15 protein-coding genes are annotated in these 14,684 nt (G+C 67.7%); 14 read left to right on the plus strand and 1 reads right to left on the minus strand.

The features are described from left to right. Nucleotides 1-93: 93 nt before the first annotated feature. The 4 genes from BLR19_RS11660 (at nucleotide 94) to obgE (ending at nucleotide 4,623) form a co-directional block, all read left to right on the plus strand. Nucleotides 94-1,788 carry a sensor histidine kinase PhyK gene (locus BLR19_RS11660; RefSeq protein ID WP_091751154.1) on the plus strand — a complete coding sequence of 565 codons (1,695 nt, stop codon included), beginning with the start codon at nucleotides 94-96 and terminating at the stop codon, nucleotides 1,786-1,788. Between the two features lie 50 nt (nucleotides 1,789-1,838). After that, nucleotides 1,839-1,976 carry an entericidin A/B family lipoprotein gene (locus tag BLR19_RS11665; RefSeq protein WP_017505506.1) on the plus strand — a complete coding sequence of 46 codons (138 nt, stop codon included), beginning with the start codon at nucleotides 1,839-1,841 and terminating at the stop codon, nucleotides 1,974-1,976. Nucleotides 1,977-2,069: 93 nt separating this feature from the next. Further along, the gene (locus BLR19_RS11670) at nucleotides 2,070-3,524 is read left to right on the plus strand and encodes an NAD-dependent succinate-semialdehyde dehydrogenase (RefSeq protein WP_091751157.1); all 1,455 of its coding nucleotides are present in this window, start codon (nucleotides 2,070-2,072) and stop codon (nucleotides 3,522-3,524) included. A 52-nt stretch (nucleotides 3,525-3,576) separates the two neighbouring features. Further along, on the plus strand, nucleotides 3,577-4,623 hold the full coding sequence (gene obgE / locus BLR19_RS11675) for a GTPase ObgE (RefSeq protein WP_091751160.1): 1,047 nt from the start codon (nucleotides 3,577-3,579) through the stop codon (nucleotides 4,621-4,623). Here the strand turns inward: obgE and BLR19_RS11680 are convergent, their stop codons facing one another. Then, nucleotides 4,624-5,757: an AI-2E family transporter gene (locus BLR19_RS11680; protein ID WP_091751163.1), complete on the minus strand. Its 1,134-nt coding sequence runs from the start codon at nucleotides 5,755-5,757 to the stop codon at nucleotides 4,624-4,626. Between the two features lie 98 nt (nucleotides 5,758-5,855). Between BLR19_RS11680 and BLR19_RS11685 the strand changes: the two genes are divergently transcribed. Genes BLR19_RS11685 through BLR19_RS11730 form a run of 10 tightly spaced genes read left to right on the plus strand, consistent with a single transcriptional unit; the run spans nucleotide 5,856 to nucleotide 14,683 of the window. Beyond that, nucleotides 5,856-7,418: a helicase HerA-like domain-containing protein gene (locus tag BLR19_RS11685; RefSeq protein ID WP_091751166.1), complete on the plus strand. Its 1,563-nt coding sequence runs from the start codon at nucleotides 5,856-5,858 to the stop codon at nucleotides 7,416-7,418. Nucleotides 7,419-7,467: 49 nt separating this feature from the next. Next, complete coding sequence (locus tag BLR19_RS11690; RefSeq protein ID WP_055808867.1) at nucleotides 7,468-8,028, plus strand: NifU family protein; 561 nt, start codon at nucleotides 7,468-7,470, stop codon at nucleotides 8,026-8,028. A 46-nt stretch (nucleotides 8,029-8,074) separates the two neighbouring features. Next, nucleotides 8,075-8,755 carry a tRNA (adenosine(37)-N6)-threonylcarbamoyltransferase complex dimerization subunit type 1 TsaB gene (tsaB, locus tag BLR19_RS11695; RefSeq protein WP_091751169.1) on the plus strand — a complete coding sequence of 227 codons (681 nt, stop codon included), beginning with the start codon at nucleotides 8,075-8,077 and terminating at the stop codon, nucleotides 8,753-8,755. Then, nucleotides 8,752-9,195 (plus strand): ribosomal protein S18-alanine N-acetyltransferase, encoded by a 444-nt coding sequence (rimI, locus tag BLR19_RS11700; RefSeq protein WP_091751172.1) that lies wholly within the window; start codon nucleotides 8,752-8,754, stop codon nucleotides 9,193-9,195. Before tsaB ends, rimI begins: the two co-directional genes overlap by 4 nt. Nucleotides 9,196-9,222: 27 nt before the next feature. Further along, complete coding sequence (locus tag BLR19_RS11705; RefSeq protein WP_091751175.1) at nucleotides 9,223-9,708, plus strand: Fur family transcriptional regulator; 486 nt, start codon at nucleotides 9,223-9,225, stop codon at nucleotides 9,706-9,708. Between the two features lie 43 nt (nucleotides 9,709-9,751). Then, nucleotides 9,752-11,188, plus strand: a complete 1,437-nt coding sequence (gene miaB / locus BLR19_RS11710) for a tRNA (N6-isopentenyl adenosine(37)-C2)-methylthiotransferase MiaB (RefSeq protein ID WP_255366628.1) — start codon at nucleotides 9,752-9,754, stop codon at nucleotides 11,186-11,188. Beyond that, nucleotides 11,188-12,174, plus strand: a complete 987-nt coding sequence (locus BLR19_RS11715) for a PhoH family protein (RefSeq protein ID WP_091751182.1) — start codon at nucleotides 11,188-11,190, stop codon at nucleotides 12,172-12,174. Before miaB ends, BLR19_RS11715 begins: the two co-directional genes overlap by 1 nt. Beyond that, the gene (gene ybeY / locus BLR19_RS11720; protein WP_091751186.1) at nucleotides 12,171-12,617 is read left to right on the plus strand and encodes an rRNA maturation RNase YbeY; all 447 of its coding nucleotides are present in this window, start codon (nucleotides 12,171-12,173) and stop codon (nucleotides 12,615-12,617) included. Before BLR19_RS11715 ends, ybeY begins: the two co-directional genes overlap by 4 nt. A 4-nt stretch (nucleotides 12,618-12,621) precedes the next feature. Next, nucleotides 12,622-14,259: an apolipoprotein N-acyltransferase gene (gene lnt, locus BLR19_RS11725; protein ID WP_091751188.1), complete on the plus strand. Its 1,638-nt coding sequence runs from the start codon at nucleotides 12,622-12,624 to the stop codon at nucleotides 14,257-14,259. 16 nt (nucleotides 14,260-14,275) lie between these two features. Then, a complete protein-coding gene (locus tag BLR19_RS11730) occupies nucleotides 14,276-14,683 on the plus strand; it encodes a helix-turn-helix domain-containing protein (protein ID WP_091751191.1) in 408 nt (135 codons plus the stop codon). The last annotated feature ends 1 nt before the right edge of the window (nucleotide 14,684 follow it).

The following is a 14,684-nucleotide window of genomic DNA, read 5'->3' on the forward strand; positions in this document are numbered from 1 at the left end:
AACGAGACGACCAGGGACGCCCCAAGGCCGCGGCTCGGTCGCACGTGGAGCTCGGATCGCTTTCAGGGCATCCGGTTTCGGCTGGGCGCGGCCATGGCCATGGCCCTGCTGCCGATCTTCGTGCTCAGCCTGATCCAGACCCAGGCGGACTTCCAAAGACAGGCCGACGACCGGCAGGTGGACCTTCAACTGGCGGCCGAACGCAGCGCCTCCAGCGCCAAGGCCAAACTGGATAGCGCCCAAGTGTTGTTGCGCGCGCTCAGCCCCGATGCGGTCGGCCCCTATTGCGCACCGCGTCTGACGGCGCTTGTCGGACGTCTGGAAGGCTACGAGGGCCTCTATCGCATCAGCCCGACGGGGGAGGCGGTCTGCGCCTCGGGCCGGGCGGACGGCGTGAGATCCGGCGTGGCGCCCGCCGCCCAGTCGACGTGGTTCCAGCGGCTGCGCAATGGCGAAGAACTGGTCGTCATGCGCGCCCCCGATGGCGCCGGCTATGAAGGCGCGCTGATCGTAGCCACCCGCGCCGAGCGGCCGATGGGCCGGTTCGACGGCGCTATGGTCGCCGTGATCCCCTTCTCCGCCCTGCAACCGGATGTGACTGACGCCGCGCTGCCGTCGGGCGCTCAAGCCGCTTTGACCGACGGCGCGGGTCGTATTTTGACGGCCAGTGATCCCGACGTGTTTAAACTCTCGGCCGGCGACGACATCGCGGGCTGGGTCGATCGGGCGCGCGATCAGGGGTCTGCGGTGTTCGAGGCCAAGGATGCGCAGAACCAGCGCCGCGACTATGCGGGTGCGGCCTTGGCCGGCGGCGATCTTTACGCCCTGCTGTCGGCCCCGGCGCCGGGGTGGCTGTCGTGGGCACGGCTCAATCCGATCGGCACCCTGTTGCTGCCGCTGGGCGCCTGGTTGACGGCGTTCGCGGCGGTGATGCTGCTGTCCGAGCGGATCTTTATTCGCTGGCTGGATTATCTGGAGCGGGTCGCGGCCATCTACGCCAAGGGCCGGTTCTCGGTGCGTCCGCTGCAGGCGATGAACGCCCCGTCCGAAATCCGCACGATGGCGCGCACCCTGGATGAGATGGCCGAGGCCATCACCCTGCGCGACCGCGAGCTGACAGATGCCTTGGTGGAAAAGGATGCGCTGATGCGCGAAATCCATCACCGGGTGAAGAACAACCTCCAGATCATCTCGTCCCTGCTGTCGATGCAGCAGCGCGCATTGACCGATGCGCCGGCCAAGGCGGCGCTCGGCGACACGCGCCAACGCATCTCGGCCTTGGCCCTGATTTATCGCACCCTGTATCAGAGCAACGACATTCGCCATGCCGATGCGCGCGAGTTCCTGAACGAACTTGTGGGGCAACTGGTCGCCAGCGAAGCCGGGCGCGGACCGGTGGTCATCAGCTCGGTCGACGCCGATTCCCTGCACGTCGATCCCGACAAGCTGGCGCCTTTGGCGCTGTGGCTGGTCGAGGCGGTGACGAACGCCCAGAAGCACGCCTTCGCCGGCAGCGGCGGGGAGCTGAAGGTGCGCTTCCGCGTCCAAGGCGAGAAATCGGTTCTGGAAGTCGAGGACGACGGCCCGGGCGCCCAGGCCGGCGCCGAGGTCGGGGTGGGCCGCACCCTGATGAGCGCCTTCGCCAAACAGCTGCGCGGCGAGACCGAGTTTGTGACCCCTCCGGGAAGTGGGACCATCGCCCGCATGACCTTCGCCACCCCGGAAGCGCTCGCGCCCGTCGATCCGGCGGACAAGACGCCCGGAACCGCAGCGCTGGCGTCGCGTTGATGAGGCGAGACCGGCGGAGTTTCACCCCGGCCAACCCTGGAGCTTCCCCTATGCGCAAGATTTTCGTTCTGGTCGCCGCCGCCGCCGCCCTGACCACCGCCGCCTGCAACACCGTTGAAGGCGTCGGCCGCGATACCCAGGCCGCCGGCCAGGCCGTGACCGGCGCCGCTCAAGACGCCAAGAACTAATCGACGACCGCAGCCCAGGCTGCAGCATTCGACCGGCAAGGCCCCGCATCGTCGGGGCCTTGTTCGTTTCAGGACCGCGATAGGAGCCATCCCGTGAACCACACCGCCCGCGACGCCGGCCTCAAACTCTTGCGCCAGCACGCCCTGATCGCCGGCAAGGCCATTCCGGCCAACGGCGGCGGCATCGCCGTCGATGATCCGGCGACAGGCGATGTGATCGGCCATGTCCCCGATCTGGGCGCCGCCGAAACCGAACAGGCCATCGCGGCGGCGAACGAGACGTTCAAGACCTGGTCGCGATCCGATCCGCACGCGCGTGCGGCCTTCCTGCGCAAATGGGCGGCGCTGATCGACGACAATCTGGAGGGTCTGGGCGCCCTCATGGCGCTGGAAAACGGCAAGCCGTTCGAAGAGGCCAAGGGCGAGGTCACCTACGCCAACGGCTTCCTGAAATGGTTCGCCGGCCAGGCCGAACGGTTGATCGGCGAGACCCAGGACAGTCCGCTGGGACATCTGATCCTGACCTATCGCGAGGCGGTCGGGCCATGCGCGCTGATCACGCCTTGGAACTTCCCCGCCGCCATGCTGACGCGAAAGCTGGGGCCGGCCTTCGCGGCAGGCTGCACCGCCGTGGTCAAGCCGGCCAGCCAGACGCCCTTCACCGCCATCGCCCTGGCCGAACTGGCCTATGAAGCCGGCCTGCCGAAAGGCGCCCTGTCGATCGTCACCGGGGATGCCGCCACTATCGGCAAGGCGCTGACCGATAGCCCGGACATTCGCAAACTGTCCTTCACCGGTTCGACCGGCGTGGGCCGCAAGCTGGCCGAGCAATGCGCCGAAACGCTGAAGCGGGTGTCGATGGAGCTGGGCGGCGCGGCGCCACTGATCGTCTTCGCCGACGCCGATTTGGATCTGGCGGTCGCCGAAACCATCAAGGGCAAGTTCAGGAACTCGGGCCAGACCTGCGTTTGTCCCAACCGCGTCTATGTGGAGCGGTCGGTCGCCGAAACCTATGCCGAGAAACTGGCCGCCGAGGTGGCCAAGATCGTGGTCGGTCCCGCCTTCGACGACGGCGTGAAGGTCGGGCCGCTGATCGAGGACAAGGCCATCGACAAGGTCGAGAAACACGTCGCGGCGATCAAGGCCGACGGCGGCCGGGTCTTGACCGGCGGGTCGCGTCACGATCTGGGCGGCCGCTTCTTCCAGCCGACCGTGACCCTCGGCGGCGACGACGCCCTGTTCCGCGAGGAAGAGACGTTCGGCCCCATGATCCCCGTCTTCGCCTTCGACACCGAGGACGAGGCGCTGGAGAAGGCCAACGCCAGCGACTATGGCCTCGCCTCCTATCTGTTCACGCGCGATCTGGACCGGGCCATGCGGTTCAGCCGTCGGATCGAGGCGGGGATGTGCGGGGTCAACACCGGCCTGATCTCCACCGCTGCCGCGCCGTTCGGCGGGGTCAAGCAGTCGGGCTATGGCCGCGAAGGTTCGATCCACGGCATCGACGAATATGTGGACGTCAAGACGGTGACGCTGGCTCTGAAATAGCGCCGGGTCGCCGGGCCTGTAATTCGCCGCGCTTCTGCGGCATAAGCCCGCGATGAAGTTCCTCGACCAGGCCAAGATCTATATCCGCTCCGGCAACGGCGGTGCGGGCTCCGTGTCGTTTCGACGCGAGAAATTCATTCCGAACGGCGGGCCGGACGGCGGCGACGGCGGCAAGGGTGGGGATGTGTGGATCGAGGCGGTCGAGGGACTGAATACCCTGATCGACTATCGCTATCAGCAGCATTTCAAGGCCCAGACCGGCCACCACGGCCAGGGTCGCCAGATGCACGGCGGCAAGGGCGAGGACGTGCATCTGAAGGTCCCGGTCGGCACCCAGGTGCTGGACGAAGACAAGGAAACGGTCCTGCTAGACATGGACACGCCCGGCAAGATGGAGCTCCTGCTGAAGGGCGGCAACGGCGGCTGGGGCAATGTGCGCTTCAAGGGGCCTACCAATCAGGCGCCGACCTACGCCAACCCCGGTCAGGACGGTCAGGAGCGCTGGATCTGGCTGCGGCTGAAGCTGATCGCCGACATCGGTCTGGCGGGCCTTCCGAACGCGGGCAAATCGACCTTCCTGTCGGCCGCCAGCGCCGCCAAGCCCAAGATCGCCGACTATCCGTTCACCACCCTGGCGCCGAACCTGGGGATGGTGGACCTGTCGCCGTCCGAGCGCTTCGTCATCGCCGACATTCCCGGCCTGATCGAGGGCGCCAGCGAGGGCGCGGGACTGGGCACGCGCTTCCTGGGTCACGTCGAACGCTCAGCCAGCCTGATCCACCTGATCGACGGCACCCAGGACGACGTGGTCGAGGCCTACCGCATCATCCGGGGGGAGCTTGAAGCCTATGGCGAGGGTCTGGCGGACAAGGCCGAAATCCTGGCCCTGAACAAGATCGACGCCCTGACGCCCGAGGCGCGCGAGGAGAAGGCCGCCGAACTGGAGGCCGTCGCCGGTCGCCGTCCCATGCTGGTGTCCGGCGTGTCGGGCGAGGGCGTGCCCGCCCTGCTTCGCGCGGCCTGGGCCGAGGTGAGGAAGACGCGCGGCGCCCTGGCCGGCGACAGCGACGCGGACCAGATCAGCGGCTGGCAGCCCTGATCAGGCCTCCGCTTCGGGTTCCGGTTTGGGTTTGCGGCGGGTCGATTTGGGCCTGTCGGTCGTCTTCCCCTCGTTCGCATAGGGCTCGCCGTCGCCCGACAGCAGGATCGCCATCCAGCGCGAGCCTTTGAACTCGGCCAAGATCGCCATGGCCATGACCGCCAGCGGCGTGGACAGGAACATGCCGACCACGCCCCACAGCTTGCCCCAGAAGGCCAGGGCCAGCAGCACCACGACCGGGTCGATGTTCTGGTTGTCGCCCTGCATGCGCGGCTGGATAAAGTTCCCGACGACGAACAGGATCACCTGCAACCCGACCAGCAGGATGGCGGCGGGCCAGTAACTTTCGAACTGGACCAGGGCGAACAGCGGCGGCGCAAGGCCCGCGACGGCCCCGCCCAGCACGGGGATGAAGCCGACGATGAAGATGACGAAGGTCCAGAACTCGGCGTTCTGAAGCCCGACCGCCCGCATCAAGATCCAGGCGACGACGCAGATCATCGCGCCGGTCACCGACTGCACCCAGATATAGCCCTCGACCCCGCCGCGCACGCGCTGGAACACCGCGACCGCCTCGTCGCGCTGGGCTTCGGACGGGAACATGGCGACGATCTTGCGCCGGAAGCCGACCTGCGAGGCCAGCAGAAAGCCCAGATAGATCAGGACGAAGAAGGCGCCCGAGGCGATGCCCTGCACCTGGAAAGCCATAGAAGTCAGCCAGCCGCGAACATCGACGCCGTTGATCAGGTCCTGCGCCGTTGGCGGATTGGCCAGGCGCACCAGCCCATAGGCGTCGCGAATGATCTGATCGATGCGCGGGCCGATGTTCTGGGACACGCCGGACGCTTCGCCGAAGAAGCCCGCCGCCCCGTTCACGATGATGGCGATGGACGCGAAGAAGGCCAGCACCACCAGCGTCAGGGCCGCGATTCCAGCCATGCGGCTGTTCAATGGCGTACGCGCCTCGACCGACCGCTTCACCCCGTCGATCATGATCAGGAGAAAGATGGCCATCGCCAGCGGCGTCAGGATGTCCCGCAGCCAGTAGATCGCCGCCCCGGCCGCGACCGTGGCGATGACGCCGAGGGCGTTGCGAGCGGCGACCGAAGACGGCGTGGCGATGGGGTTTTTCATGATCGTGTTGTCGAACCGCCCGCCGTCGCCGTCAATCGCTGTTCCGAGCGCGCAGGGAACGCGCTAGACCTTTGCCGGAGACGCCATCGGAGACCCCAATGCCCGACGCCCTGCCCGGCCTGTTCCTCGGCCAGTCCGACGCCGCCCAGCCGGAAAACCTGCTGTTCAACCGCGCCAACCGCCACGGCGTCGTCGCCGGTGCGACCGGGACAGGCAAGACGGTCACGCTGCAGATCATGGCCCAGGGCTTTTCCGACGCCGGGGTGCCTGTCTTCTGCGCCGATGTGAAGGGCGACCTGTCGGGCATCTCCCAGGTCGGTGCGCCCAACGAGAAGCTGGTCGCCCGCGCGACGGAGATGGGCCTGACCCTGACGCCGCGCGCCGCCCCGACCGTCTTCTGGGACCTGTATGGGCAGAAGGGACATCCGATCCGGACCACGGTGTCGGAAATCGGCCCGGTGCTGATGGCGCGGATGCTGAACCTGAACGACGTGCAGGAAGGCGTGCTGACCGTCGTCTTTCACGTCGCGGACAAGGAGGGTCTGCTGCTGCTGGATCTGGACGATCTGAGGAGCCTGCTGGTCTATGTGGGCGAGAACGCCGAGCGGATCGGGCGCGAGGTCGGCAACGTCGCCCCCGCCTCCATCGCCGCCATCCAGCGTGCACTGTTGCAGATCGAGCAGCAGGGCGGCGACGCCTTCTTCGGCGAACCGGCGCTGAAACTGGAAGACATGATCCGCGTCGGCCTGGACGGCCGTGGCCAGGTCAATGTGCTGGATTCGACCCGGCTGATGAACAGTCCACGCCTGTATGCGGCCTTCCTGCTGTGGCTGCTGTCGGAGCTGTTCGAACAGCTCCCAGAGGTGGGCGACCCGGAAAAGCCGCGCCTGGTCTTCTTCTTCGACGAGGCGCACCTGCTGTTCAACGACGCCCCGCGCGCCCTGCTGGAAAAGGTCGAACAGGTCGTACGCCTGATCCGATCCAAGGGGGTCGGGGTCTATTTCGTGACGCAAAACCCGGCCGATATCCCCGACAGCGTCCTGGCCCAGCTGGGCAACCGCATTCAGCACGCGCTTCGCGCCTATACGCCGTCCGAGCAGAAGGGGCTGAAGGCCGCCTCGCAGAGTTTCCGCGCCAACGCCGCCTTCGACACGGCCGAGGCCATTCAGGGTCTGGGCGTGGGCGAGGCCCTGGTGTCGGTGCTGGACGAAAAGGGCGCGCCGACCATCGTCGCCCGCACCAAGATCCGCCCGCCGGCCTCGCGCCTGGGTCCCGCGACCGATACCGAGCGCGCCGCCGTCATGGCCGCCAGCCCGGTGCGAGGCCTTTACGAGCAGGTGCTGAACCGCGAGTCCGCCGCCGAAATCCTGGCCAATCGTCATAGCGCCGCCGATCAGGCTGAAATCCAGGCCCAAATTCAGGCCGAGGCCGACAAGGCCGCCGCCATCCAGGCCAAGGCCGATCAGAAGGCCGCCGAAGCGCGTGCGAAGGCTCAAGCTCAAGCCGAAGCGCGGGCGGCGCGCGAGGCCGCAAAACCTGCGCGCCGGTCCACCCGCGAAACGCCGGTCGAGGCGCTGACCAAGTCGGTCCTGCGCACGGCCGGGTCGACCCTGACCCGCGAGCTGATGCGCGGTCTGCTGGGCGGGCTGAAGCGGCGCTAGGTTCCGCTCGGGTCTTGCAACGGGGCGGGGTCGAGCGCATCTCCCGCCCATGTTCATCCAGACCGAACCCACGCCCAATCCGAACGTGCTGAAGTTCCTGCCCGGCCGCGACGTGTCGCCGACCGCCGCGCTGGAATACCGCACCATCGACGAGGCGACGGCCTCTCCGCTGGCTGAGGCCTTGTTCGAGCTGGAAGGCGTCGACGGCGTCTTCTTCGGCGCGGACTATGTTTCGGTGACCCGCCAGCCGCAGGGTCCGGAGTGGTCCGAGATGAAGGCGCCGATCCTGGGCGTCGTCATGGATCACTTCGTCTCGGGTCAGGCGCTGACGCGCGGCGCCGGCGGCGAAACCGACGGCCATGCCGAGGACGACAGCGAGATCGTCGCCGAGATCAAGGCCCTGCTGGACAGCCGCATTCGCCCCGCCGTGGCCCAGGACGGCGGCGACATCCTGTTCGATTCCTTTGACGAGGCGACCGGCGTTCTGAACCTGCGGATGCGCGGCGCCTGCGCCGGCTGCCCGTCGTCGTCGGCGACCTTGAAGGCCGGCGTCGAGCAGATGATGCGCCACTATGTGCCCGAGGTGACGCGGGTCGAGCAGACCCTCTGATCCGGACGCGGTGGCGGTTCTGCGACGCGCCGCCTAGAAGACGCCCATGAGACTTCTGGTGATCGATACGGCGCTCGGCGCCTGCACGGCGGCGGTGTTCGAGGACGATCGCGCGCTCGCCGTGCGCTTTGAGCCGATGACCAAGGGACATCAGGAACGGATCGGCGGCCTGGTGCGCGACGTCATGGCCGAGGCGGGCGGCGGTTTCGACAGCCTGGACCGGATCGGCGTCACGGTCGGACCAGGCTCCTTCACCGGTCTGCGCGTCGGTCTGGCCTTTGCCCAGGGTCTGGGCGCGGCGCTGGATCGCCCGATCGTCGGTCTGTCGGCGCTGGACGCCCTCGCCGCCTCGCTCACCGATCAAGACGGCCCCATCGTAGCCCTGATCGATGCCCGGCGGGGTCAGGTCTATGCGCGCCTCTTCGCCGACGGTGGGCCGCTTGGCCCCGATGAAGCCTTATCGCTGGAAGAGGCCGGGCGGCGGATCGTCGACATCGGACCGGGCGTCGCCCTGATCGGCAATGGCGCTGCGGTCGTCACCCAGGCCTTCCCCGATCTGTCCTTCGCCCATCTGGACGACCGGGTCGCGCCGTCGCCGGAGGCGCTGGCGCGCCTGGCCGCCGCCGCCGATCCGGCGACCCAGCCGCCCCGTCCGCTCTATCTGCGCGCGCCCGACGCCACGCCGCCCAGCCGCCTGCCGGGCCAGCCGCGCCAGCCCGCGTCATGACGGCGGCGGACCCCGTCTCTCTCGCCGCCCTGCACGCCCAGGCCTTTGCCGCGCCGTGGGGCGCCGACACCTTCGCCGATCTGTTGTCTCAGCCAGGCGTACTGGCGGTCAGCCAGCCCGACGGCTTCATCCTGATCCGGACCGTGGTCGACGAGGCGGAAATCCTGACCCTGGCCGTGGTCCCATCCGCGCGCCGCCACGGACTGGGGCGGCGTCTGGTCGAGGCGGCGGCCCTCGCTGCGGTCCAGGCCGGCGCGACGCGGCTGTTCCTGGAGGTCGCCGACGACAATATCGCCGCGCGCGGCCTGTATGAGCGGACCGGATTTAATCCGATCGGTCGACGCAAAGCCTATTATGCGGGCGCGGACGGATCGCGGACCGATGCGGTGGTGATGAGCCGCGACCTCTGTGCGCCTGACGCCAACCTGACGCTTCCCTGATGCGATCCAAGCCCCTATTCTAGGCGCATGGACCGGATCGAAAAACTCTGCGCCGAGCGCGGCATGCGTATGACCGAACAGCGCCGGGTGATCGCCCGGGTGCTGTCCAACGCCGCGGACCACCCGGATGTCGAGGAGCTGTATCGCCGCGCCTCAGCCATCGATCCGCACATCTCCATCGCCACCGTCTATCGCACCGTGCGCCTGTTCGAAGAGGCGGGCGTGGTCGAGAAGCACGACTTCGGCGACGGCCGCAGCCGCTATGAAGAGGCCGGCGACGACCACCACGACCACCTGATCGACACCAAGTCGGGCGAGGTGATCGAATTCTTCGACGCCGAGATCGAGCGGCTGAAGAACGAGATCGCGGAGCGGCTGGGCTTCCAGCTGATCGGCCACAAGCTGGAGCTCTATGGCGTTGCGATCGAGGGCGCCGAGCCGTCCAAGCGCGAAGGCCTGATCTTCACCCGCCATGCGGCGCGCGTCGATCCCGTCGATGTGGATGCGGGCTGACGCTCGGCTTGTCGCGACGCTTGCGGGCGATCATAAGCCCACGATGACCGAGATCATGGTTCCTCTAGTCGAGACGGCGCCTGAAAGGCGTCTGTTCATCAAGACCTACGGCTGTCAGATGAACGTCTATGACTCCGAGCGCATGGCCGATGTGCTGCGCCCGTTGGGCTATGGCGTCACCGATGACGTGAAGGCCGCCGACTTCGTCATCCTGAACACCTGCCACATCCGCGAAAAGGCGGCTGAGAAGATCTATTCCGAGCTCGGCAAGCTGCGCGAGATGCGCGACATCCGGCGCGAGACCGGCGGGGACCTGACCATCGCCGTCGCCGGCTGCGTCGCCCAGGCCGAGGGCGAGGAGATCATGCGGCGTCAACCAGCCGTCGACATCGTCGTCGGTCCCCAGGCCTATCACCAGCTGCCCGAGCTTCTGACCCGCACGGCGCGGGCGCGAGGCGAGCGGATCGGCGCCGACTTCGCTCCCGACGACAAGTTCGACGCTCTGCCCGCGGCCCGCTTCACCGAGGGGCCGACCGCCTTCCTGACGGTGCAGGAGGGTTGCGACAAGTTCTGCACCTTCTGCGTGGTGCCCTATACGCGCGGCGCAGAATGGTCGCGGCCGATGGCGGCGGTGCTGGAAGAGGCGCGGCAGTTGGCGGATCAGGGCGTGCGCGAAGTCACCCTGTTGGGCCAGAACGTCAACGCCTATGATGGCGAGCGGTCGGACGGGCGAAAGGCGACCCTGGCCGAACTGGCCTATGCCCTGGCCGAGATCCCCGGCCTGGACCGCATCCGCTATACGACCAGCCACCCCAACGACATGGCCGATGAGTTGATCGCCGCCCACGGCGATCTGGACGCCTTGATGCCCTATCTGCACCTTCCGGTTCAGGCGGGGTCGGATCGGATCCTGCGGGCGATGAACCGCAAGCACGGGCGTCAGAAATATTTCGACCTGATCGACCGCATCCGCGCTGCACGGCCCGATATCGCCATCGCCGGCGACTTCATCGTCGGCTTCCCCGGTGAGACGGATCGGGAGTTCGAGGACACGCTGGATCTGGTGCGTCGCGTGAACTACGCCGGGGCCTTCGCCTTCGCCTATTCGCCGCGACCGGGCACGCCGGCGGCGGGCATGGGCAAACAGGTCGAGCCGGAAATCGTCAAGGACCGACTGCATCGCCTGATCGCCCTGCTGACGGAACAGCAGACCGCCTTCAATGCGGCTCAGGCCGGCCGGACGCTGAACGTCCTGTTCGACAAGCCGGGACGGCACGGCCACCGTCGCCAAGCGATCGGTCGATCCCCATATCTTCAATCGGTCCACGTCGATGACGCGGATCATCTGATCGGGCAGATCGTTCCGGTCGAGATCATCGCCGGCCAGCAGAACAGTCTGTCGGGCCGGCTCATAGCAGACGGGCTCAAGCAGCCGGGTCCCGCGGGCTCGGCGAAAGCCCAAGAAGAAAAGGCCGCTTGATGGCGCGTGAGTCTGAATTCGTCCCCTTGAACGATGCCGAACTGCGGGCGGTCATCGGGCCGAACAGTCGCCACGTCGCCCTGATCGAGGACGCCTTCAAGGTGCTGGTCGAGGCCCCGGGCGGCGGGGTCTCCGTCAACGGCGGCGCACGCGACCGCACGGACGCCCGCCAGGTGATCGAGGATCTGGCCAAGCGCGCGGCTCTGGGCGCCGAAGTCACCGAGGCCGACGTCCGCGCGGCCCTGGGCCAGGCGCGCGGCGGTCGCGGCACGCCCGGCATGGCGGCGGCGGGCGTATCGCTGCCGGGCGGCAAGCGCGGCGCCATCGTGCCCAAGACCAAGGCGCAGGCCGCCTATCTGGACATGTTGGGCCGGTGCGAACTGAGCTTCGGCGTCGGCCCGGCGGGCACCGGCAAGACCTTTCTGGCGGCGGCCTATGGCGCATCGCTGCTGCGGCGGGGGCAGGTGGACCGGCTGGTCATCACCCGCCCGGCGGTGGAGGCGGGTGAGAAGCTGGGCTTCCTGCCCGGCGATCTGAACGAAAAGGTCGATCCCTATCTGGCGCCGATCTGGGAGGCGCTGAACGACATTCTGGGCGCCGAGGACGTGCAACGTCGCCGCGACAAGGGCGAGATCGAAGCCGCCCCGATCGCCTTCATGCGCGGCCGCACGCTCAGCCACGCCTTCGTCATCGTCGATGAGGCCCAGAACACCAGCCGCCTGCAGATGAAGATGGTGCTGACGCGCCTGGGCGAGGGTGCGCGGATGGTGGTGACCGGCGATCCGTCGCAGATCGACCTGCTGAACCCGCGCGACTCCGGCCTGGCCCACGCCCTGCGGATCTTGGACGGGGTCCAGGGCGTCGGCATCCTGAAGTTCGAGGCCTCGGACGTGGTGCGTCACGCAATGGTCGAGCGGATTGTGCGCGCCTATGACGCCGACGCCGCGAAAGGTCGTCCGGCACCGGACCTCGAAGACCCTGCATGATCGAGATTGAAGTTGAGGCCGAGGCCTGGACCGGCGCCCTGCCGGACGTCGAGGCCGTCGTCGAACGCGCGGCGCAGGCCGCGCTGGGCGCCGTGCAGGGCGACATCGTCGTCCTGCTGACCGACGACGCTGCCGTGCGCGAACTGAACAGTCGGTTTCGCGAAAAGGACAAGCCGACCAATGTCCTGTCCTTCCCGGCGCCGGAGAACGCCTTTCCGCATCTGGGCGACATCGTCCTCGCCTACGGCGTCTGCGCGACCGAGGCCGAAGCGCAGGGCAAAACCCTGGCCGATCATCTGAGCCATCTGGTCGTCCACGGCGTGTTGCACCTTCTGGGTCGCGACCACGAAGACGACGCCGAGGCCGAGGAGATGGAGGCCGAGGAGCGTGAAATCCTGGCCCAGATCGGCGTCGCCGACCCCTATATCGCCGAGCAGGACTGACCCGATGTTCCCCGACGCCCTGCTGGACCGTTTCGCGGCCCCGATCCGCGCCCTGCCCGACAGGAAACGCGCCCTGACGTGGCGGCTGATCCGCATCGTTGTGGCGCTGCTGGCCGGCGCCGGGACGGCCTTCGCTCATCCGCCGTTCGGAGTGTTGATCGGTCTTCTGGGCTATCCGCTGCTGATGATCCTGTCGGAGCGGTCCGACACGGTGCGCGGCGCCTTCTGGATGGGGTGGCTGGCGGGGTTCGCCTATTTCTTTGTCGGGTGCTGGTGGGTGGCCGAGGCGTTCTTCGTCAATCCCGAACAGGCGTGGATGGCGCCGTTCGCGGCCAGCCTGCTGCCGGGAGGCCTGGGGCTTTTCTGGGGGACGGCCTGCGCCCTCTATCGTCGGTTCGCGCCGCTTGGCGCCGTGCGGGTGCTGCTGTTCGCCGCCCTGTTCTGCGCGGCCGAATGGCTGCGCGGCCATGTGCTGACGGGCTTTCCCTGGAATCCGGCCGGCGCGACCTGGCGCGCGGGCGGCGGCATGTCCCAGTTCGCCTCGGTCGTCGGCGTCTATGGGCTGAGCCTGGTGACGGTCGCGGCGACGGCGGCTTTCGCGCCTTTGATCGGGCCTGGCGACAGGCGGAGCCGGTTGATCTCGGCGGGCTTGGGCACCCTGGCCCTGATCGCCGTCGGCGGCTTCGGCGCCGTCAGATTGGCGCAGTCGGATCTTCAGTTCACCGACACGGTCGTGCGCCTGGTTCAGGCTGATGTGAAGCAGGAGACCAAATGGTCGCCCGAGGCCTATCGCTCCATCGTCGATCGCTATGTCGCCCTGACGGGTCAGGCGGCGGCGCGGACGCCCAATGTGGTGGTCTGGCCTGAAGGCGCCCTGCCCGCCTCGGCCAACGACGTCTTCGCCTCAGCCGACGCCCAGGCCATTGCGGGGGCCCTGCGTCCCGGACAGACCTTGCTGATGGGCCTGGCGCGCGGCGAGCCGGACCTGAATGCGCCCGAGGGCGCGCGCTATTACAACAGCCTGTTCGCCCTAGCCGACGAAGGCGGGGCGGGACTAAGGGTCGCCGCCGTCTATGACAAGCACCGGCTGGTGCCGTTCGGCGAGTACCTGCCTCTAGGTTCGATCATGACCTCTATCGGCCTGCGCAGCCTGGTGCATATGCCCAGCGACTTTTCCGCCGGACCGACGCCGGCCCCGATTTCGGTTCCAGGGGCCCCGCCGGCGCAGGTGCTGATCTGCTATGAGAGCCTGTATCCCGGCTTCACCCCGGGCGCAGCCGGGCGGCCCGAGTGGATCGTCAATGCGTCAAACGACGCCTGGTTCGGCGCGACCTCGGGCCCGCGCCAGCATCTGAACCTAGCCAGCTATCGCGCCATCGAGACCGGCCTGCCCATCGCGCGGGCCACCCCGACCGGGATTTCGGCCATGATCGACCCTTGGGGCCGGATCGTGGAGGGTCAACGGCTCGAGCCGGGCGTCATGGGCGTCATCGACGCCCCCCTGCCCCGTCCGACGGGCGTCACGCCCTATGGTCGATTTGGCGATTTCCTGTTCTTTTTCTCAATGCTAACAGCGTTCATCCTGTCCTTGTGGCCGTCGATCCGGCGATCTAGGGTCCAGGGGATTCAAGCAGCGATCTAGGTGAAGGGTGACGGCGATGGCGCGTGAAAAGGACGAGGATCCGCATCCCGTCGATCGCCATGTCGGCCGTCGCGTTCAGGAGAAGCGCCTAGACCTAGGCCTGACCCAGACCGCCCTCGCCAAAGCCGTCGGCGTCAGCTTCCAGCAGGTGCAAAAGTACGAGAAGGGCACGAACCGCGTCTCGGCCTCGAAACTGTTTGAAATGGCCGAGTTCATGAAGGTCGGCATCCCCTTCTTCTTCGACGGCTACAGCAGCGCGACGGTCGGCGTCGCCGAAGAGGCGCCCGCCTTCGACCACGAGCATCGCCCCACCAAGACCAGCGTTGAGATCACCCGCCTGGCGCCGCGCCTGCCCGCGCGCAAGCAGAAGCTGATCCTGGATATGATGCGGGATATGCTGGGCGACGAGGACGCCCAGAACTGAG

It is taken from the genome of Brevundimonas sp. 374 (genome assembly GCF_900102995.1).
Classification (GTDB): domain Bacteria; phylum Pseudomonadota; class Alphaproteobacteria; order Caulobacterales; family Caulobacteraceae; genus Brevundimonas; species Brevundimonas vesicularis_C.